The organism is Adlercreutzia sp. CNCM I-6207 (assembly GCF_977072305.1).
Window position 1 is genome coordinate 58,988 of sequence record NZ_CDRVLZ010000004.1, and the last position, 20,415, is coordinate 79,402.

The window sequence follows — 20,415 nt, forward strand, 5'->3', positions numbered from 1 at the left end:
CGGGAGCCATTATGAAGGTGCGGCGGTGCGCGCCGTCTGGCGCTTTCGTTAAAAGCGGGTTATTTGCATAGATTTGCCACGAAGATTAAGCGGTTTCGCGGTATCCTGTCATGCGGTTCACCAAGAAGCGTCGGCGTTCCCCGCCAGCTGCGCGGATGCGGGCCCCACGCTCAACGCCCCGTTGCGCCAGACGGCATCGCGCCGACCAACGAGAAAGGACAACTATGGACGCCAAGGTCTACGAGCTCATCAACGACCAGATCAACAAGGAGCTGCACTCCGCCTACCTGTACCTCTCCTTCGCCGACTACTACGAGGAGGAGGGCCTGTCCGGCTACGCTAACTACTTCGAGATCCAGGCTCAGGAAGAGCGCGATCACGCGATGATCTTCCGCAACTACCTGCATGAGAACGGCGAGGCCGTGAAGCTTCTGGCCATCGATATGCCCGACAAGACCTTCGCGAACTTCCTGGAGCCGCTCGAGGCCGCCATGGAGCACGAGAAGTACGTGACCTCGCTCATCAACGACATCTACACCGCGGCGCTCGAGGCCCACGACTACCGCGCCCAGAAGTTCCTCGGCTGGTTCATCGACGAGCAGCTGGAGGAAGAGGACAACGCCGACACCATGATCACCAACATGAAGCTGTTCGGCGGCGACCCGAAGGGCCTGTACGACCTGGATCAGGCCTGCGCCGCCCGCGTCTACACCGTGCCGAGCCCCCTGGCCGGCAAGTAGGCCGCCGAGCTTGCCACCCTTGGAACGCATCCTGTTACATGCTTGCTGCGGACCGTGCTCCTTGGAGCCGGTCCGCATTTTGCGCTCGGAAGGGGTGGAACCCGTCGTGTTCTACGCGAACTCGAACATCCACCCTGCCGAGGAATACGCCCGCCGCCTGGCTACCCTGCGCGAATGGGCCGCGGACGCCGACGTGGAAGTCGTGGAAGGCGCCTACGACCCCGAGGCTTGGGAGGCCACTGCCGGCCGCATAGGCGACGCTGCCGAAGCCAAGTTCGGCGTCATCGCCAACGAAGAAGGCGATCTTGAGGAGGAAGCCCTCTTTGGGACAAATCCCGTAGGGGGCGACCTTGGTCGCCCCTCATCAAGCAAGTCAACCGTGCTCGATGAGGGCGGCGCAAGCCCCGCCCCTACGGAAGGGCGTACGGCAGCGCGTCGGGCTCGCGAGGCCCGCTGCCGGGCTTGCTACCGCCTGCGCTTTGAAGAAGCCGCGCGCTACGCCCGCGAGCACGGCTTCGCTGCCCTTGGCACCACGCTTTCGGTGAGCCCCTACCAGTACACCCGCATCATCCGCGAAGAGCTGGAGCGCGCCTGCGCCCGCGAGGGCATCAAGGCCTGCTTCGCAGACTACCGCCCCTTCTACGACGAGGCCACCCGGCGCTCGCGCGAGGGCGGCATGTACCGCCAGAACTACTGCGGCTGCCGCTTCTCCGACGCCGAGGCCGCCGCCGAGCGCGAAGAGCGTCGCGCCGCCCGACGAGCCGCCCGCGAAGCGGAGCTTGCAGCCCATGCCGACGAGCGCGCTGCCGCCGAAGCCGAACGCGCCCGCACCCGCGCCGAGAAGCAGGCCTACGCCGACAAGCAGGCCAAAAAGCGCGCCATTCTCAAAGCCCTGCGCGAGCAGCAGTAGCCGCATCTCTCGTGGCGTCTTGCCGTGATTTGCCTTTCTCCTACGGTTTGCCTATCGTTGTCTGGGAAGCCTGACCAATGGTCTATGATGCGGTGATCTATCCGCACGCGAAGGAGGACGCGATGCCCAACATTCGCCTAACCCATCCCGAGCTCTCCCCCAACGCCGCTGCGGCGGCGGCCAAGGTGTCGCCCGAAATTCGGGAACTCATCAAGCGCTCCGGCAAAAAGCCCGTGCGCGAGTACACCTTGGGCGAGGAGATCTTCAACGCCGTCACCCATGGCGTAGGGGCGGGCCTGGCCGTGGCGGCCCTCGTGCTTCTCATCGTGAAGTCGGTGGCCGATGGCGGCGGCATCCTTTTAGCAGCGGCCCTCGTGTACGGCATCGCGCAGTTGCTGGAGTACCTTATGTCCACGCTGTACCACGCGCTGGCAGCAGAACGCGCCAAACGCGTGTTCAAAGTGCTCGACCATTCCGGCATCTACCTGCTCATCGCCGGCACCTACACCCCTTACTGCCTCATCACCTTGGGACATGTGGGCGGCATCTGGCTCGCCGCCTTCGTCTGGGCCGTCTCACTTGTCGGCATCGCCTTTGAAGCCTTCTGGACCTACCGTCCCCGTTGGATATCGGCCGTGCTTTACGTGGCGCTCGGCTGGTCCATCGTGTTCTTCATCCCGACGCTGTTCGCCGAGCTGGCCCCCGCAGGCTTCTGGCTCTTGGTTGCCGGCGGCATCAGCTATACCGTGGGCGCCGTGTTCTACATCTTCAAAAAGGTGCGTTACATGCACTCGATTTTTCACCTGTTCGTGCTGGCCGCCAGCTGCCTGCAGTTCTTCAGCGTGTACTTCTTCGTGATTTAGCGCTGCAGCTACTCGGTGTGCGCGGCGCGCAGGGCGGCGATTTCGCGGCCCCAGCCGGAAAGATCGTCCTGAGGCGTTTCCAGGAAGAAGGGCAGATCGCGTAGGACCGGGTGGTTCGTCACGGCAGCGAGCGCGTCAAAGCCGATGCAGCCCTCGCCGATGGGGGCGTGGCGGTCCTTGTGGGCGCCGAGCGGGTTCTTCGAGTCGTTCAAGTGGATGGCGCGCAGGCGGTCGAGCCCAATCACGCGATCGAACTCCTCCAACACGCCGTCCAGATCGCCGGCGATGTTGTAGCCGCCGTCCCACACGTGGCAGGTGTCCAGGCACACGCCCACTTTCTCGTCCAATTCCACGGCGTCGATGATGGCGGCCAGCTCTTCAAAACGGCCGCCGACCTCCGTGCCCTTGCCTGCCATGGTTTCAAGCAGCAGCGTGGTGGACTGCTCGGGCGCAATCACCTGATTCAGCGCATCGGCGATGAGCGCGATGCCCGTCTCGGCGCCTTGGCCCACATGGCAGCCCGGATGCATGTTGTACAGCTGGCCGGGGGTGTTTTCCATACGCATGAGGTCGTCGGTTAAGAGCTCGATGGCAAAGGCGCGCGTCTCGGGCTTGGCCGCTGCCGGGTTCATGGTGTAGGGCGCGTGGGCCAGAAACGTCGTGATGCCGTGGGCGACAGCGAACTCGTGAAACGCGGCAACATCGGCCGGGTCGATGGCCTTGGCCTTGCCGCCGCGCGGGTTGCGCGTGAAGAACTGGAACGTGTTCCCGTCGATAGAGGCCGCATCCTGGGCCATCTTCAGATACCCCTTGGCGCTGGACAAATGACAACCGATGGTGAACACGGACTCATCCTTTCGACGAAGCTAACGCAGCGCTGGTCAGTATACGCCACCGAGCCGCATCGTCGCGCGCTTTCCAGAAAACCCGTAGCCTCTACAACGCGGGGACGCGATGCCGGAACCGCAATGCGCGTCGCGATATTCTCGCCCTCGCCTGCGAGGCAATCCGAAGTCCAAATTTGGGCAAGAATTTCGAGTTGTTAGACATTTCGATTCATCCAGCACCTGCCAGTAGCGCCGAAAACACCGAAAGAAGCCGCATCCGATGCCTGAAGAGACCTAAATCGTTCCATAAATCCATTTGCCGCACCCCTGAAAGTCTAACAACTCGATTTTTTTGCCACAATCTGTCCTGCAAATTGCTCGAGAAGACCGACGAGAGTCGCAAAGGATCGAGCGAGCGTTCCGCAATCGGAGAAAGAGAGCTTCGCCCCATGACCGAGGGCATGATAGGCATATTCAAGGAGATCATCACGCTGTTCGTCATCGTGGGAGTGGGCTACGCCGCGAAGAGGCTACGCTTCATGAACGACGAGTTCGACCACATGCTCTCGAAGCTGGTCATCAACATTGCGTTGCCGGGCATGATCTTGGGCTCGGTGCTCACGGCCACTGAGCTGCCCACACAAGCGGAAGTGTGGTTGTGCCTGGGGCTTTCCGTGGCGAGTACTTTTGTCATGTTCGCCGTGGCCTACGGGTTCACGCTGCTTCTGCGCATTCCCGACGGGCACCGGGGCGTGTACCGGTTCATGCTCTGCTTCGGCAATGTCGGGTTCATCGGGTATCCGGTGCTCTCGGCCATCTTCGGCCCCGATGCGCTCGTGTACGCCGCCGTGTTCAATCTGCCCTTCAACTTCTTCGTGTTCACCGTGGGCGCATGGTTTCTCACCCAGGATATTGATGGCGACGTAAAGGTGCAAACCAGCTGGCGCACTTTCGTCACACCGGTCATGCTGTCATGCGTGGCGGCGGTGGTTCTCACGCTTGCCGGCATTCACCATGCGCCGATTCTGGGGGAGGCGCTGAACACGCTCGGCTCCATCACCACGCCGGCGGCGCTGCTCATCATCGGCTCGTCGCTCGCGAACCTGCCAGTGCGCGACCTCATCGGCGGCCCGCGCCTGTGGACCTGCTCGGTGTTCCGCCTGCTCGTGATGCCGGCCATCATCTGGGCGGTCTTCCACGCATTCGTGCCGGCGGGGCTCATGTTCTCAGTGGCGGTGGTGCTGGCGGGCATGCCGGTGGCCACCAACGGCACCATGCTCTGCTACCAGTACGGCGGCAACTCCCGGGTCATGGCCCAGGGCACCTTCGTCACCACCGTGCTGGCAATAGCGAGCATCCCCCTACTGGCAGGGTTCGTGGGTGTGGTGATGTAGGAAGACTACCCCTCGAAGTGCTCGACGGCTTCGGCGAGGTGGTCGATGATGCCGATGGACTGGGGGCACATAGCCTCGCAGGTGCCGCACTGGATGCACTTGGACGCGGGGCCCTCGGCGGCCTGCCAAGAGTAGAGACCCTTGACGAACTCGTTGTCCTCGCAGGTCTTCTCCAGATTCAACAGGTTCATGGCGATGGGGATCTTCACACCCTCGGGGCAGTCCTTCACGCAGTAGCCGCAGTTCGTGCATGGGATGAGATCCACGCTGCGCAGGGCCGCGATGGCGCCGTCGATGGCACCGCGCTCCGCCTCGGTCAGCGGCGCGTGGCTTTGGAAGGTGGCCATGTTGTCCCGCATCTGATCGAGCGTGGAGGCGCCGGCGAGCACCGTGAGCACGCCCGGCAGATCGAGGCAGAAGCGGTAGGCCCAGCTCGCCTGGCTCGCATCGGGATCGGCAGCGGCCAGCACCTCGGCGCCACGCTCGGGCAAGTTCGCCAAACGGCCGCCGCGCACCGGTTCCATGATGATGACGGGCACGCCGTGGGCCGCGGCCACTTCCATGCAGCGGGCAGACTGGGTGACCGGGTCGTCCCAATCCAGGTAGTTTACCTGCAGCTGCACGAAGTCCACCTCGGGATGCGCCGTCAGAATCTCCTCCAGCGTCTCGGGGCCGTCGTGCATGGAGAAGCCGACGTGGCGCACGAGCCCGTCGGCCTTCGCCTTCGCCACGTAGTTCCACATGTCGTACTCGTCGAACTTGGCCGTGCGCGCGCCGCCTAGGTTGTGCAGCAGGTAATAGTCGATGTAGTCGACCCCCAGCCGCTCAAGAGAAGTGGGCAGGCACGCCTGGGCCTCCTCCTTCGTGGGGCACGCCCAGGCCAGACACTTTGTGGCGAGGGTGTAGGCGTCCCGCGGGTAGCGTTCCACGAGCGCCTCGCGCAGAGCCGTCTCAGAGGCGCCGTTGTGGTAGACAAACGCGGTGTCCACGTAGGTACCGCCCTTCGCGATGAACTCGTCCATCATGGCCTTCAGCTGCTCGATGTCGATGGCGGTCACGTCGTCGGGGTCTGCGAGCGGAAGGCGCATGGCACCGAAGCCGAGCTTCGCCACGCCCTCGTAAGATGCGGTCATGAATTCTCCTCTCAATCATTGATGAGGAGAATGATAAAGGTTGGAGTCGGCTCCAAGTCAAGCGATTAGGCAACAAGCGCAAGCAAACGCTCTTCGGTCTGCTCGCCCACCAGGGTTTCGGCGAGCTGGCCGTTCACGAACAAGGCGAAGGACGGAAAGCCGTTGGGCGCGTAGGTTTGGGCAAGGTCGGGTGACTTGTCGACATCAACCTGGTAGACCACGGCCTGGCCCTGGACGCGCTCGGCCACGTCGCTGATGATGGGCATCATGCGCTGGCAGTGCGGGCACCAGGTGGCGAAGAACTCGACAAGTACGTTGCCGCTCGATTGCAGGACCTTCTCATCGAAGTTGCCCTCGTTCAGAATCTCGATCATGATAGCTCTCCTTTGCTGGGGATGAGTCCACAGTCAGATGCGTCCCCTATTGTGGTTTCGGAATGCAACGAGACCAGCGACGCGACTGTTCTGTTATCTCCGCGCGCCCGATTGTTGCCTGTTTGTTGGAAGACGGCGAATACAATCCCGTGACGCTTTGGCGGTTCGGTGGGGAATACGGATGCGGTGGGTCATCATGAATGCAAAACCCACTGTCACGGGAAGATCCGCGCGAACGTCCGCGCCCGCGCCGGCATTCGCCCCCCCGCGCTCCTCCAAAAGAAAGGTGATCCCATGGCCCTGCTCGCTGCCTACGCCGTTCCCCATCCGCCGCTCATCGTGCCCGCCGTCGGGCGCGGCCAGGAGGCGGCCATCGCCGACACCATCGCCGCCTACCGCGAGGTCGCCCGACGCGTGGCCGCCCACCGACCCGACCTTATCGTCATCACCTCGCCTCACGCGCCGCTGTACCGTGACGGGTTCTTCATCGCCGACACGCCGGAGGAAACTGACTCGCTGGCCGCCTTCGGGCAGCCGGACGAGCGCGTGACGACCCGCACCGACCTTCCCTTCGCTCAGGACGTGACCGCGCGCCTGCACCGCCGGGGCATCCCCTCGGCCGGCGCCCCCGCGTCCATGGCCGACATCGACCATGCCACCTTCGTGCCGCTCCATTTCCTGGAAGAGACTATCAATCTTGATTCCGTGACGGTGGTGCGGATGGGGCTCTCGGGACTTTCCGAGGCCGACCACCGCTTTCTGGGCCGGGCCATCACCGAAGCCGCTCGCGCCCTGGGGCGCCGCTGCGTGCTCGTCGCAAGCGGGGATATGTCCCACAAGCTGAAGGAGGACGGCCCCTACGGATTCGCCCCGGAAGGACCTAAGTTCGACCGTACGGTAGCCGAGATGTTCGCCCACGGGAATTTGGAAGGCCTGTTCGGCCTGGACGCCGCCCTCTGCGACGGCGCCGCCGAGTGCGGGCTGCGCTCCTTCCAGATCATGGCCGGCGCCCTAGAGGCGACCGGCGAGCCCTTCGCTTCCGAGCTCTTAAGCTACGAGGGGCCCTTCGGCGTGGGCTACGCCGTGGCCGCCTTCGAAATCGAGGACGCGCCCGAGAGCACCGAAGAGGAGGCGGCGGCCGAAATCGTGCGGGAAGAGGATCGCGAGATCGGCGGGGCTCGCGGCGGTTCGCCGGCGTGGCCGCCGCACCCCGGAGACGACCCGATTGTGGCCCTCGCCCGGGCGAGCGTGGAGTCCATCGTCGCTCAGGGCACCGTCTTACCCCTTCCCACCGACGCACCCGAGGAGCTGACCGGCCGGCGCGCCGGGGCCTTCGTGAGCCTGCACAAGCACGGGCAGCTGCGCGGCTGCATCGGCACCATTGCGCCGGTGCGCAAAAGCCTTGCCGAGGAGGTCATTCGTAACGGCGTGGCGGCGGCCACCGAGGATCCGCGTTTCGCCCCCGTGCGCCCCGAGGAACTTCCCTTCCTCGAGTATTCCGTGGACGTGCTCGGCGAATCGGAGCCCGTTGACAACCTGGAAGAGCTCGATCCGGCGCGCTACGGCGTCATCGTGACTCGCGGGCATCGCCGGGGCCTTCTGCTTCCCGATTTGGAAGGCGTCGACACCGTCTTCGACCAGATCGCCATCGCCAAGCAGAAAGCGGGCATCCGGCCAGACGAGCAGGTGCACCTCGAGCGCTTCGAGGTCGTCCGCCACACCGCCGGCGGCGAGCCGCGACGCTCCTAGATAGTCGCGAGGAAAGTCTCCCAGCCGCGGCGGCCGGCGGGGTCGTCCTTGAAGACGCCCGTGGCCTGCAGAATCTCGTAGAAGGCGCGGCTGCACTCGTCCTTCACGGCGGGAAGTTCGGCCGCCAGGCGCGCGGGGAGGATGGCGCGGCCCATAATCTCGATGAGGCCGATGTTCTCCTTCTTGATGTGGAAGAGCCGCTCGGGCACATGGAAAAGCCCGAAGGGGCGCTCTGCCGTCGTGCGGTTGTTGCGCAGCACGAGATCCATCACGTAGTCGCCGCCCTCGCGCCACAGGATGGGATTCGCCGTGTTGTGTTGGACGAAACGCGCAGGCGAGGCCAGGGCGCCTGAAGCGCTCACGGCGCCTTCGCGGCCGTCGTCCGGGACGAGCGAGAAGGCCCGAATGCCGCATTCCTCGAAGCTGAAGGGACGCCAGGCGTCCAGGACGCGACAGGCCGCCTCGGCGAGAGCCGAGCGATCGCGGCTGCGCAGGCGCACCACGGATGCGGGCCAGCGCACGATACCGGCTTTCACACCTTCCAAGCCTTCGATGGAAAACGCTCGCGCAATCGGCGCGTCCATCAGCGGGAAGCGGTGGCTACCACCTTGGAAGTGGTCGTGGCCCAGAAGGGAGCCCCCGACGATGGGCAAATCGGCATTGGATCCGATGAACCATTGCGGATAGGCGTCCGAGAAATCGAGCAGCCGCGCGACGGTGCCGTGGCCCACGGCCATGGGGCGATGCACGCGGGACGCCACGATGAGGTGCTCGGGAAGGTAGCCGTAAGGCGAGAACCACCAGGCCCAGGGCTCGCCGCCGAGCTCCACCTCGGTGACGGGCGCGCCCGAGCGCCGCAGATGCGCCGGGCCGTCCTCCCCCGACGCCTCCCAGCACAAGTCGCAGGAAGCGACATCGCTGCGATCTGCGGCGGCGATGTCCCGCGGATCCTTCTCGGGCTTGGCCCGGTTGATGGTGATCTCCAAGGGCCCTGTCGGAGAATCGTACGTCCAGAAAGGATTGCCGCGCTCGTCCACGGCACCTTCCGTGCCTCTTGCGGCCCCGCTCATGGCAGCCGCCTCGCCAGCACGCCGGGGCCGCCCACGACCACCTCACGGCAGGCCCGGTAGCCGAGCAGGCCGTCCATCGCTTCCATGAAGCCGGAAACCTCGCCGACGGGCACGAGCGCCAGCACCGATCCGCCAAAACCGCCGCCGTGGATGCGCCAGGCGCCCTCTTCGCTGAGCAGGTGCGCGCACAGCCCCTGAATGAGCATGGCCGGCTGGCGCTCCCCGGAGCCGTCGCCGTGCGGGGACACGTTCTGCAGAAACTGAGCGGAGGAGGCCCCCGACAGACGCACGCACTTCAAAAACAGCGGGAAATCCCCCTCTTCCAAAGCCTGACACTGCCGATCGACCCGGGCCACCTCGTCGAAGTAGTGCAGGGCCCGCATGACGCGCCCGTCGCCCAAGGCCGCGCGGATGTCCTGTAGGCTCGCGAACAGCGCATCGACGCTTACGTCACCCAGGCGCGCGGCGCCCAGATGATTGGCCACCATGCGCATGTCGGCCGGGACGGAAGCGAACTCCTCGGTGTGCACCGAGTGATCCTGGCGCGAGTCGACGAGCACCACCGCATAGCCGACGCCCGTCGCGTCGAAGGCAAGCGGGGTCACCGTGGGTACTTTCGGCCCGAAATCGAGAAGCACCGTGCCTCCGCAGGCGCTGGCCAGCTGATCCTGGGCGCCGCAGGGCTTGCCGAAGTAGCGCTGCTCAGCGGTCACGCCCGCCAGAGCCAAGGCCACGGGATCAAGGGGAACGAAGCGACCCCCCTCCTCTTCCACGGCGTCCTGAGCCGGCGCCGGCGACGACGTGCCGGCGAAGGGGCCGGGGCCGAACAGCGCCTCCAGAACGGCGCCTACCATCACCTCGAAGGCCGCCGAGGAGGACAGGCCACAGCCGGCGGGCACCTCCGAGCAGGTGGCCAGATCGAAGCCGCGCAACGTGCCGCCCGCCTCGTCGTAGGCGGCCAGCATGCCGCGCAGAAGGGCGCCGGAGGACTGGGTCTCCACGCCGTGGGGCGCCCGCCAGTCCGCATCGTTCAGATCGATCACATCGGTGCCGAAGCCCTCCATGGACACCCGCACCAGATGCTTTCCGTTTTCGGCCGCAAGCCCCCAGACGCGCTCGCCGATGGCCGAGGAGATGACGCGGCCGCCCTGGTGGTCCACGTGGTTGCCCGCCACCTCCAACCGGCCCGGCGCCGAGGCGAGCACGAAGGTGCCGTGGGCCGCCACGGGCGCGAACGGGGCGGTCGCATCGGTGTCCCCGTCGGCGCCGTCGTCGGTGTCCCCACCGGCGTTCCCGCCGACACCGTCATCGGCCGCCACCACGGGAAACGCCTCGGTGAACCGCTCCCGCAAATGTGCCAACTTGTGCTCGGCGTCCGCCTCACATCTCAGCGCTACCGCACTCATCGCCGTCCTCCTTCAGCTTGTTCACCCGCCGGTCGTAGGTGAGGATGCCATTGCACTCTTCTTCCACGTCCGACAGCTGCGTGTACACGTAGGCGGAAAGCCCCGCCCCCTCCAAGGCCCCCGCGGTATCCAGTGTTCGGCGCACCTCCGCGCGCCATTCGGCCGGCGTGTCGGTGGCCCCGTAGCCGTAGGTGCCCGCGAAGGCGCTGTGACCCGCCACGGCGTGCACTACCCCGCCGAATTCCGAGATCGCAAAGGCGCGGCCGCCGGCCAGCCGCGCATAGCCCGCCAGATCGCGCCGGTCGCGATAGACCTGAAGCGGGCGGAAGTAGTTGTGGACACTTTGGAAATCGCCCACGCCCTGGTCGTACCAGCCGCTCACGGCATCGATGGGCCGCGTCGGATCCAGCAGGTGAACCTCCTCGGCGCAGGCCAGGGCGTCGAATTGCCCCCAACCCTCGTTGAACAGCACCCAGGTGACCACCGAGGGATGGGCGCGCAAGTGGGCCACCGTGCCGCGGCACTCCCGCATCCACTGGCGCTGATAGGCGACATCATCGGCGCCGAGCCTCCGCTGATGGGACGCCGAAGTATCACTGTAATCGCCCCAGCTCCCGCGCCACAGCGTCGGCTTGTAGCTGGTTTCCCAACCGTCGTAGGTGCCCCCGCCCGACACCATGTCCTGCCACACCAGCATGCCAAGCCGATCGCAATGGTAGTACCAGCGGTCGGCCTCCACCTTCAGGTGCTTGCGCACCATGTTGAAACCGGCGTCCCTCATGGCCTGAATGTCGAAGGCAAGCGCAGCATCGGAGGGCGCCGTCATAAGGCCGTCGGACCAGTAGCCCTGGTCGAGCACCCCGCGCAAAAGCAGCGGCTCGCCGTTCAGGAAGAAGCGGAAGCGTCCCGCCCCATCTGGCGCCACCTTCACCGTGCGGAAGGCGGTGTAGCTGCGCACGACATCGGTGCCGAAGCGCACGGTGATGTCGTAAAGACACGGGTCGTCGGGGCTCCAGCGGCGCACCTCGCCGAGATCGAGCCGCAGGCGTACGCGGCGGGCCGGCCCCGCCTGTTCAGAAGACGCCTCGCCCACCGGCACCGAGCCCTCTTCGGCGAAAGCGGCGCCGGCGGCCACCTGGCGGCCCGTCGGGTCGCACACGTAGATGCGCACCAGACCCGCGTCCCCGCTCACATCGACATCCGCCGTCAGAGTGCCGGCATCGGCGTCGGGATGCAACGCCAGGGCCAGCACGCGGCGAGCGGGAACGACCTCCATCCACACCGGCTGCCAAATGCCACTTTGGGCCGTGTACCAGATGCCGCCCGACTTGAGCCGCTGCTTGCCCCGCGGCTGGGTACCCGCATCGCTCGGATCGCGAACGCACAGGGCGACCACGAACTCCCGCGGCGGCGCCGGAGCCAGGTCGGCCGCTCTTTCGCAGTCGGGCCGGCCCTCCCCCGCCGCTCCACCTCCGGCATCTCCGACAACACCGGTCGCCGCATTCCCGACCCTCGCCTCCGAGGCCCCGACATCCGGCTCGGCGTCCTTGGCGCCGCAGGGCACTTCAGCCGCAATCGCCTCGGTGATGTCGAAGGAAAACGGCAGATACCCTCCCTCGTGAGTGCCCACGACCTGGCCGTTCACGCAGCAGGCGCAGGCGAAATCCACGGCCTCGAAATGCAGCAGGCAGCGCTCGCCCTCGCCCAGGGCGGGAACGGGCACGCGGCGCACGTACCACAGAAGCTCGTCGGGCTGAAGCTGGCGCCCCACCCCCGACAGCAGGGACTCGGGCGAGAAGGGCACGAGGATGCGCCCATCGAACGCATCGGGCGGCCGCACGGTGCGATGAGCCCCCATGGGGACGAAGGCGTAGTCCCACCAGCCGTTGAGAGACGTGAAACGGTCGCGGGCGAACTGCGGGCGCGGATGCTCGCTGCGCACGGAGTCGGGATCGAGCGCCTCGCCCCAGCGCGTGAGCAGCGGACGGGCAGCGCCCGGGTCGTGGTCGCGAGGCGTGCTCGCCAGCACTCGTTTGATGTCCATGGCCCCTCCTTCCCGCAATCGCGCACGGGCCCGCCGCTTACGCGGGCGGGCCCGTTACCTTACGAGTAAGATGATAGCCGATAGGCGGCGCAGCGCGCAGATCGTAACCGATTCGCCATACCGCCGCGCAACGGCGGCGCGACGCAGGATCCGGCCGCGAAGAGCGCCAGAGCAGCTTGGCAAGATCGCCGACCTTCCAACCAGAAGCAGTGCGGAACCCCGAATTAGGCGAGCTCGCGGGCCTCCTCGGCCTGCTCGATGTTGAGCATGCGGGTGACGACGTCGATGAGCACCTCGTCCTCCACATCCGGATGCGAGCGCAGATAGCTCACCAGCCCCACGATGAGCACGTAGAACGTCTCGTACAGATGGTCGGACTGCTCGCCGTACTTCGTCTGCTCCACCATGGGGTGCGTCACCATGAACTCGGCGCCCTGGGCGGCGAAGCGATTGAGGAAATCCAGGTACAGCGCCGCATTCTCCTGGGTGGAAAGGGCCATGCGGAAGGTGTTCTTCTCGAACAGCACCATGCGCATGATTTTCACCATGGAGTGCAGCGATTCGTCGGTGGCCAGCGCCGTCTGGCTCTCGTGCCAGTGCTGCATGGCCTCCAGAAAATCGGTGATGTACTGGTCGAGCACGGCGCTCGTTACTTCTTCCTTGTTCTGGAAGTAGTGGTAGAACAGCGAGCGCGTCACGCCCACGTGGTTGGTGATGTCCTGGATGGAGGTGCGGGCCAGGCCCTTCTCCTCGTACAGCTCGCGCGCGGCGACGACGATCTCCGCCGACCGCTTGGCCGTGTCGTTGCTGCGGAGTACCTCGCGCGTCGCCACACCTCGGGTGCTCTTCTTGTTCGACTGCATGAGGGACCTCCTGTCTTTAAGCGCACCCAAGCGACCAACCCGCGAGAAGAAGGGTGCCAAAGGGAATGCTTGCTACCTGTGCAATCCGATGGAGCGTACCTTATAGCTTCCTCTAGCTTGTCACTGTCGCGTCAGGTCTCTGTTACCTCCCTGTCATTATCTGGATACAGAGTGTTCAGATTCAAATCCAATGGTGAGTTTTTAGTCATCTAATGCGACTGCCTAACGATATGGTTAAGCTAGGGTATTCCACAATGACCCGTGTATCAGGGTGAAGTACAATGACCCAAATGGATTTTTCCCTCGTCAAAGGAGCCTTTTGTGGCCAAACGCATAATAACGGTTCTGCTCGCATTGCTCGGCGCGCTTCTGGCCGTGGCCCTTGTTTACGTCGCCTACGTCATGGTCACCTACGAGCGACTTCCCGACAATCTGGCGCTCACCGTGGACGCGCCTTTGGCTGCCGACGAGGCTGCGCCGGTCGTTTCCGCTGATGAGGAGTTCACCGTGGTGACAGCCAACCTCGGTTTCGGCGCTTACAACCGCGACTTCGACTTCTTCATGGACGGCGGCACAGGATCGGTGGCCGAAAGCCCGGAGGTGGTGCGCGAGGACATTCTCGGCTCGGCCGAGGCCATACGTGCGCTCTCGCCGGATTTCGTTCTCTTCCAAGAAGTGGACACAGACGGCACCCGCAGCCACCACATCGACGAGTACGAGCTTCTGCGCACCCAGTTCCCCAGCGACTGGTCGGTGTTCTGCCAGAACTACGACTCGGCCTTCCTCGCCTGGCCCCTCTACGCACCTCACGGCGCCAACCGCGCGGGGCTGGCCACGTTCTCGCGCCTGCCCGTGGGCGACCCGGTGCGCAAGAGCCTGCCCATTTCGGAGAGTTTCAGCAAGCTCCTCGACCTGGACCGCTGCTACTCCATCGTGCGCGTGCCCGCGGGCGACGCCGAGCTCGTGCTCTTCAACGTGCATCTGTCCGCCTACGGGGCCGACGCTTCCATCATGGCGGCCCAGCGCGAGAAGCTCTACGAGGACATGACGGCCGCGCGGGTGGCGGGCAACTACGTCATCGCCGGCGGCGACTACAACCACGACATGATCGGCGTCTCCGGCGAGGTGTACGGCAACGCCGCCCAGGCCGTGGAAAGCTGGGCGAAGCCCTACGACTTCGATGGCGTGCCGGAGGGCTTCACGGTGGCCGCCAAGGCGAAGCTAGACGAGACGGGCACCGCCGCCTTCCCCGATGCCGCCACCTGCCGCGACGCCGGACGCCCCTACGACGGCACCAACGACCGCTGGGTCATGGACACCTTCATCTACTCCGACAACGTGGAGTGCCTCGACTGCTCCACCGTGAACTTGGACTTCGCCTACTCCGACCACAACCCCGTCGCCATGAAGTTCAAGCTGCGGTAGCCTTCGCGCCATTCGCGCTACAATGAGGGGATTGGAAAGGGAGGGCCGTGAAGGAACGCTTCGAAACATGGCTGGCGCCGCAGAACGACGAGCGCCGAGAGGTCGCGCCGCTGCGGCAGCTGGGATGGGCGTTTCTGCTCGCCTGGGTGTTCTGCGTGTTCTACACCAACGCCGCCGGCGTGCTGAGCGGGGACGCGATCCCGAATGCGGGCGAAGCTGCAGCTAGTGCCGCGCCCGTCCCGACATCCATCGGTGCCGCGCTCTTCTACGCCGTGCTCCCCTTGGCCGCATCGGTGGCGACCCTGGCGGCCATCGTGCTCGCCGAGCCGCGCATCGGCTCGCCCACAAGCCATCGCCCCCTCTTCGTCGTCGCCCCCGCCCTTACGGCCGCGAGCACTCCCTTCATGTTCGTCTCCGTCGCCGATCCAGGGCTGAACGCCCTGCTTTTCGGCATCGGCGCCGTGGCCACGGGCATCGGAAGCGCGCTTCTGTGGGCGATGTGGGGCGAGTACTACGCCGTCATCCCCCGCGATCGATCGGAATGGCTCGCGCCGGTTTCCGCGGTTTCCGCCGCCGTCATCGTGCTTCTGGTATCCGCCATGGACGGCTGGGTGCCCGTCGCCGTCGCCGCGGCGCTCCCGCTTTTGTCCGGCCTATGCTTCCATCTCGCGTGGACGCCAGAAGCCGCCCGCACCGAAGAGGCGCTCGCAACCGCCCATCGCTTCGCAACCGAGCGGCGCTCCCCCTTGGCGGGACTCGGGCGCACGGGGTTCGGCATCCTCGTCGTGTTCTCCATCGTGAGCATCGCGGGCATGATGAGTGCCGAGCGGGTGGAAGGCATCCCCCTTCAAGCCATCTTGCTGTTCAGCGCGCTCATGATGGCCGTGGTAGCGGCCATGGCCATTTCGGGACCGCGCCGCATATCCCTGTTCTTCCTCTACCGCTGGATATGCCCCACCCTGGTCATCGGATTTGCGGCCGTCATCCTGTTCGGACAGGCCGGCGCCCTTGTTGCCGTGGCCGCATCGCTTGGAGGCCGTTTCACCTTCTGCCTGATCGCCCAGATCTACTTCGCCAACTACGCTGCCGCCGGCCGCGCGACCCCCGCCCAGGCCTCAAGCTTGGGATGGCTGTTCGTGCATGCGGGCGACCTTCTCGGCGTCGTTTTGTGGATCGTTCTCGAACCGCTGATGTTGGCGCAGCCGACGGGGCTCACCGCGGTGAGCGTGGGGTGCATCGTCGTTCTCGTGACGGTCACTATGGCCGTTATGGGCGAGACCTCCACATTCCTGCGCATCCCCGAGACCGCAAAGGATCAGCCCCACGCGCATGGGAAGGGCATCGTGACCGAATCGCCGGATGCCCACGATGCCATGGACCAGCCCGGTGAGCCTCAGCCGGATGCACCGGCGCCCACTACCGCACCAACCGCCGACGCATCTGGCGAGGTGCACGGCGCGGCGCGCATCGACGAGCTCGCCCGCGTCGGCGGCCTCACGCCGCGCGAGACCGAGGTGCTCGCGTTGCTCGCCCAGGGCCGTTCCATCCCCTACATCCGCGACGAGCTCATCATCAGCCGCGAGACGGCGGCCACCCACGCCAAGCATATCTACGCAAAACTGGGCGTCCACTCCCGCCAAGAGCTCATCGACCTCGCGCGGCGATAACGAGCTCCTCCTAGCGACTCTATAGCCACAGCCCCTATCGTCGCAACATGAACTCCAATGAGCCCCAAACACTCTGAAATGTGCAAAATGGCACACTTCTCGTAGTCTTCGAGTCCGTCAACTGTTACACGGACGCTCTTCACCTGGGAAAATGCCACCACCTTTCCCTGAGCAGAGACCTGATGCATCAATACAGCTACGAGAAGTGCCCTATTTTGCACAAACCGATGCACCCGTTCCATAAAAACGGGCTCCCTCGAAGGGGAGCCCTGAAAAACGCCTGCTGAAGGGAGGGTTGGCAGGCTCGGGAAAAGCGAGCGGTCGCCCTATTCGACGCCCAAGGCGTGCTTGGCGGCGATGCGGGCGAAGGTGGCCGTGCGGCCGGCGTTGATGCCCGTGAAGTTGCTCGGGTAGTTGTGCGGATAGAAGCCGCCCTGGTCGTTGCCGCAGACGTACAGGCCCTCGATGGGCGTGCCGTCGTTCTTGAGCGGACGCGAGTTCACGTCGGTGATGACGCCGTGAGTGGTCACCAGCAACTCGCCGCCGATGCGCGCCGCATAGAAGGGCGCGGTCTCCACGTCGGACAGACGGTAGGCCGGCTTGCCGAAATCGGTGTCCTCGCCTGCGGCCACCAGACCGTTGTAGCGCTCCACCGTCGCCAGGAACGTGGCCTTCTGGTCGGCGTCGAACTCCATCATGTCGGCGAGCGCCTCTAAGGTGTCGGCCTTCTTCAGCGTGCCAGCCTCCAGGCGCGGGTTCAGCCAGAACTCGTCCAGGTGCTCCTTGGACATGGCCTCGCAGTCGTACACATCAGCGTTGAAGGCGGTGCCGGAGGGCGCCGGGTACAAGCGAGAGCAGCCACAGGTGTCGAACTGGGCGATGTCGTCCCAGTAGTTGCCGTCCCAGACGATCCAGCTGTAGTGCTTCGGCTGGTTCGCGCCGGCGGCGTAGCTCATGGGATAGCACTGATCCTCGTTCATGAAGCGCTCGCCGTTCACGTTCACGTGCAGGAAGGGCTGGCTGCCGGGCAGGAAGATGTCGCCGCCCATGCGGTCCTCGTTGAACTCGAAGCCGTCGGGCAGAATGGCGCGGTTCCAGATCATGCAGGCGCCGCCGGCCTCAAGCTCGGCGCCGGCCCACAGCGCCATGCGGATGCCGTCGCCGGTCTCGGTCACCGAATCGCGCAGAGCGCACCAGGCCGAGTTGCCCGGGGCCAGATCGGCCAGCATCTCGTTGTTGGCGCCGTAGCCGCCGGTACAGATGATGACGCCCTTGGCAGCGTTCACCTGGATAAAGCCCTCCTTGCCCTCGGCCACCACGCCGGTCACGCGGCCGGCCTCGTCGATGAGGAGCTGCTGTGCGGGCGTTTCGAAGCGGATCTCGCCGCCGAGATCGGTGGTGAACACATCGGCCATGACTTCGAGGTGCGTGTAGGAAGTGTAGTTCGGGCCGTCCGGATTGTACTCATCGAGGCAGGGGTTGTAGCACATGGCCGGATAGTAGGCATGCGGGTCGTCGGGGCAGTGCCACTCGAAGGGGAAGAGCATGCCCTTGGGGCCCAGCGTGTCGGCCATCCATTCGATCATCTCACCGGACTTCTCGGCCCAGGTCTTGTACATGAGCATGTTCGCGTCGCCGGCCTGGGTCTGGTTGGCGTGGTTCAAAAGCGTAGGCACGTCTTCCTGATGGTCGGGGGCCAGTTTGGAATTCAGAGCGCCGATGGCCTCGCGGGCGGCGGCGATGGCGCCGGCCTTCTCCAGCACGACCACCTTCGCGCCGTTCTGGGCGGCGGTGGTGGCGGCCACAAGGCCCCCGTTGCCCGCGCCCACAACCACGATGTCGGCGTCAACGGTTTCCACGAATTCCGTGGGCATCTCCGGCTTGTCGCGCCAGCTTGTCGCGGCCGCAGCACCGGTGTCGGCGGTCTTCGTGCCGCCCTCGGCCGCGGGGGTCGGCGCGCAGCCCGCAAGGCCCATGGCGGCCAGGGCGCCGGCCGCGGCGGCACCGGTCAGAAATCCACGACGGGAAAGATTGGTTTCCATTGCATCCTCCTAAAGACGGTTCGCGCCCGGCCCTCCCTTACGTGAACCGGCACGCATCCGGCCCTCCCTTAAGCGAACCGAACGAGACGCATCTTAAGTGGAATGCAGCAGGCCGCACATCGCCCGCATTCGGGTATTCACCCAGCGGTCACCTGGGAAAACGTAAAATATACCCGAGAATGGGTGAGAAGGTTTCGACCCGAAACGCACGACGGGCGAAGAGGTTGCGCTTCCTGCGCCGCCCCTTCGCCCGCCGCCGCGCAACCCTCGTCGCGCTATGGCAATGCGATGATTATTTCAGCAGCATTCCCGAAGCCACATCATCGGCAACCTTGTCGCCTTCAAGCGTACGTAAAATTTGGATGCCGAAGGACAGCGCCGTGCCGGGGCCCGTGGCAGTGATAAGGTTTCCATCGACGAAGACGTCCTTGCCCGCCTGGTAGATGTCGGCCGGCCAGCCTTCCTCGCAGCCCGGGTAGCACACGGCCTTGCGCCCGGTGAGCAGCCCCGCGTTGGCGAGCACCATGGGCCCGGCGCAGATGGCGGCCACGTACTCGCCGGCTTCCATGCGGCGCGTGAGCTCGGCCACGACACGTTGGCTCTTGCCCAGGTTGTCAACGCCCACCGAGCCGCCGGGCACGATGGCAATATCGAACTGCGTCAGATCGAGGGTGGAAAGCGGCGCATCGGCCTGAAGCGTCACCGCTTGGGCCGCCCGCACGGTCAGATCGTCGGACACGGCGGCCAGCACCACGTCCACCCCGCCGCGCCGAAGCGCGTCCACCGGGGCCACCACTTCCACGGGCTCGCACCCGTTCGCCACAAACACCACTGCCGATTTCGCCATAATTCGTCCTTTCAAGAAAGTTGCTCTTTGATACATCGTAAGAAGCCAATGATCGGTGTCCATTCTAGTGCAGCCGAAAAGCTTCGCGCCCGCGCTCCCGGAAGAACGTTACCGGTACGATGCGGAAGGGCGCAAGCAACCGAGAATCGACCTTCGCCCCTACCCCAGCAGCTGCCGCGCACGGGTGCGCTCCGCGCCCTACAGAGCGACGACCTCCGTACCACGCTCTTTGATGAACTCGAGAGGGCTCATGCGGCGTATGCCCAGATCGCGGAAGGCACCGTCGTCTCTCGTGACGATGCACTCGATTTGCTCGATCTCGGCCGCTGCCGCTATGAGACCATCCTCGTAGTCGGGGCGCTCCAACGGAAGGGCACGTCGACAGACCGCTTCGTCAACAGCGATAGGGCGAGCAAGCTCAAGCATGCGCTCGACCGATTCGTAGGCAGCATCGGCGCTCTTCAAGCGCTCCACGAGAAAGAAGACGTCCTTCAGGGAAGTGGCGACCACGCAGAGATCGTCGTCCTCGTCGATGCAGTCGTACAGCGCCGCGCATGACGCTTCCCAGAAGCCCTCGCGACTCAAAATGATGTCGAGCCACACGTTGGTATCGAAAAGGACCTTCACGATAGCGCCTCATAGCGAGACAGCGTGGCCTGGAACCTCAGGTCGGAGAGCTCATCGTCGCCAAGAGCCGTCCCCTCGGCCGCCAGCCCGACGAGGCCATGCGCGACCTCACGCTTACGTCGGCGCTCCGCCGCCTCGTCCCGCTTGCATTCCTGTGCCAGAAAGCTAGGAACCTCGCGCGTCCGGGCCATGGACGACCACAGCCCGCGGATTGCCTCCGTCGTCGATATCCCGTTGTCGCGAAGCACCTTGTCGCCCCGCTCCTTAACCGTCGCATTCAAGCGCGCATTGATGGTAGCCTGAGCCATAACAACCTCCTTGCCGCACCCATCATACTTGATGCATTATGGTAATGCAACCATGACAACGCCTCTTCGGGGTCTTGGAAGGTGACGTTCCCGCGACTTTGCAGCGAAGCCGCTATAATAAGCCTA

Annotated in this window: 18 protein-coding genes; 7 read left to right on the forward strand and 11 right to left on the reverse strand. The window is 65.1% G+C overall.

The window, feature by feature from the left end; genetic code table 11:
* Positions 1 to 224: 224 nt before the first annotated feature.
* The 3 genes from ACW4QM_RS03235 (at position 225) to trhA (ending at position 2,513) form a co-directional block, all read left to right on the forward strand.
* Positions 225 to 740, forward strand: a complete 516-nt coding sequence (locus ACW4QM_RS03235) for a ferritin (RefSeq protein ID WP_237974340.1) — start codon at positions 225 to 227, stop codon at positions 738 to 740.
* 19 nt (positions 741 to 759) lie between these two features.
* Positions 760 to 1,650 (forward strand): epoxyqueuosine reductase QueH, encoded by an 891-nt coding sequence (locus ACW4QM_RS03240; protein WP_273701256.1) that lies wholly within the window; start codon positions 760 to 762, stop codon positions 1,648 to 1,650.
* A gap of 122 nt (positions 1,651 to 1,772) precedes the next feature.
* Positions 1,773 to 2,513: a PAQR family membrane homeostasis protein TrhA gene (gene trhA / locus ACW4QM_RS03245; RefSeq protein ID WP_114539590.1), complete on the forward strand. Its 741-nt coding sequence runs from the start codon at positions 1,773 to 1,775 to the stop codon at positions 2,511 to 2,513.
* 8 nt (positions 2,514 to 2,521) lie between these two features.
* Here the strand turns inward: trhA and ACW4QM_RS03250 are convergent, their stop codons facing one another.
* Positions 2,522 to 3,358: a deoxyribonuclease IV gene (locus tag ACW4QM_RS03250; RefSeq protein WP_237974341.1), complete on the reverse strand. Its 837-nt coding sequence runs from the start codon at positions 3,356 to 3,358 to the stop codon at positions 2,522 to 2,524.
* Between the two features lie 431 nt (positions 3,359 to 3,789).
* On the opposite strand from ACW4QM_RS03250, the gene ACW4QM_RS03255 reads away from it, so the two are divergent.
* A complete protein-coding gene (locus ACW4QM_RS03255; protein WP_237974342.1) occupies positions 3,790 to 4,734 on the forward strand; it encodes an AEC family transporter in 945 nt (314 codons plus the stop codon).
* 5 nt (positions 4,735 to 4,739) lie between these two features.
* On the opposite strand, the gene ACW4QM_RS03260 is transcribed toward ACW4QM_RS03255, so the two are convergent.
* The gene (locus tag ACW4QM_RS03260; protein ID WP_157012017.1) at positions 4,740 to 5,867 is read right to left on the reverse strand and encodes an aldo/keto reductase; all 1,128 of its coding nucleotides are present in this window, start codon (positions 5,865 to 5,867) and stop codon (positions 4,740 to 4,742) included.
* Positions 5,868 to 5,932: 65 nt separating this feature from the next.
* A complete protein-coding gene (locus ACW4QM_RS03265; RefSeq protein WP_237974344.1) occupies positions 5,933 to 6,241 on the reverse strand; it encodes a thioredoxin family protein in 309 nt (102 codons plus the stop codon).
* A 294-nt stretch (positions 6,242 to 6,535) separates the two neighbouring features.
* On the opposite strand from ACW4QM_RS03265, the gene amrA reads away from it, so the two are divergent.
* Complete coding sequence (amrA, locus tag ACW4QM_RS03270; RefSeq protein WP_237974345.1) at positions 6,536 to 7,990, forward strand: AmmeMemoRadiSam system protein A; 1,455 nt, start codon at positions 6,536 to 6,538, stop codon at positions 7,988 to 7,990.
* Here amrA and ACW4QM_RS03275 read toward each other — a convergent pair.
* From ACW4QM_RS03275 to ACW4QM_RS03290, 4 genes are all read right to left on the reverse strand, one after another.
* Positions 7,987 to 9,060, reverse strand: coding sequence for a hypothetical protein (locus ACW4QM_RS03275; protein ID WP_237974346.1), 1,074 nt, complete (start codon positions 9,058 to 9,060; stop codon positions 7,987 to 7,989). The two genes, amrA and ACW4QM_RS03275, sit on opposite strands and share 4 nt — an antisense overlap.
* The gene (locus tag ACW4QM_RS03280) at positions 9,057 to 10,466 is read right to left on the reverse strand and encodes a galactokinase (RefSeq protein WP_161127644.1); all 1,410 of its coding nucleotides are present in this window, start codon (positions 10,464 to 10,466) and stop codon (positions 9,057 to 9,059) included. The genes ACW4QM_RS03275 and ACW4QM_RS03280 overlap by 4 nt, the downstream gene beginning before the upstream one ends.
* Positions 10,441 to 12,510, reverse strand: coding sequence for a glycoside hydrolase family 2 protein (locus ACW4QM_RS03285; RefSeq protein ID WP_237974347.1), 2,070 nt, complete (start codon positions 12,508 to 12,510; stop codon positions 10,441 to 10,443). Before ACW4QM_RS03285 ends, ACW4QM_RS03280 begins: the two co-directional genes overlap by 26 nt.
* Before the next feature lie 224 nt (positions 12,511 to 12,734).
* Complete coding sequence (locus ACW4QM_RS03290; protein WP_022740496.1) at positions 12,735 to 13,373, reverse strand: TetR/AcrR family transcriptional regulator; 639 nt, start codon at positions 13,371 to 13,373, stop codon at positions 12,735 to 12,737.
* Between the two features lie 321 nt (positions 13,374 to 13,694).
* Between ACW4QM_RS03290 and ACW4QM_RS03295 the strand changes: the two genes are divergently transcribed.
* Positions 13,695 to 14,798 (forward strand): endonuclease/exonuclease/phosphatase family protein, encoded by a 1,104-nt coding sequence (locus ACW4QM_RS03295; protein WP_161127642.1) that lies wholly within the window; start codon positions 13,695 to 13,697, stop codon positions 14,796 to 14,798.
* A 47-nt stretch (positions 14,799 to 14,845) separates the two neighbouring features.
* Entirely contained in the window at positions 14,846 to 16,465 is a 1,620-nt protein-coding gene (locus ACW4QM_RS03300) for a helix-turn-helix domain-containing protein (RefSeq protein WP_237974348.1), read from the forward strand.
* Between the two features lie 326 nt (positions 16,466 to 16,791).
* Here ACW4QM_RS03300 and ACW4QM_RS03305 read toward each other — a convergent pair whose 3' ends face one another.
* The 4 genes from ACW4QM_RS03305 to ACW4QM_RS03320 form a co-directional block, all read right to left on the reverse strand.
* A complete protein-coding gene (locus ACW4QM_RS03305) occupies positions 16,792 to 18,507 on the reverse strand; it encodes an FAD-dependent oxidoreductase (protein ID WP_114548824.1) in 1,716 nt (571 codons plus the stop codon).
* A gap of 292 nt (positions 18,508 to 18,799) precedes the next feature.
* A complete protein-coding gene (locus tag ACW4QM_RS03310) occupies positions 18,800 to 19,354 on the reverse strand; it encodes a DJ-1 family glyoxalase III (RefSeq protein WP_161127640.1) in 555 nt (184 codons plus the stop codon).
* 198 nt (positions 19,355 to 19,552) lie between these two features.
* Entirely contained in the window at positions 19,553 to 19,981 is a 429-nt protein-coding gene (locus ACW4QM_RS03315) for a type II toxin-antitoxin system VapC family toxin (protein ID WP_161127639.1), read from the reverse strand.
* Positions 19,978 to 20,289, reverse strand: a complete 312-nt coding sequence (locus tag ACW4QM_RS03320) for a hypothetical protein (RefSeq protein WP_161127638.1) — start codon at positions 20,287 to 20,289, stop codon at positions 19,978 to 19,980. The genes ACW4QM_RS03315 and ACW4QM_RS03320 overlap by 4 nt, the downstream gene beginning before the upstream one ends.
* Positions 20,290 to 20,415 lie beyond the last annotated feature (126 nt).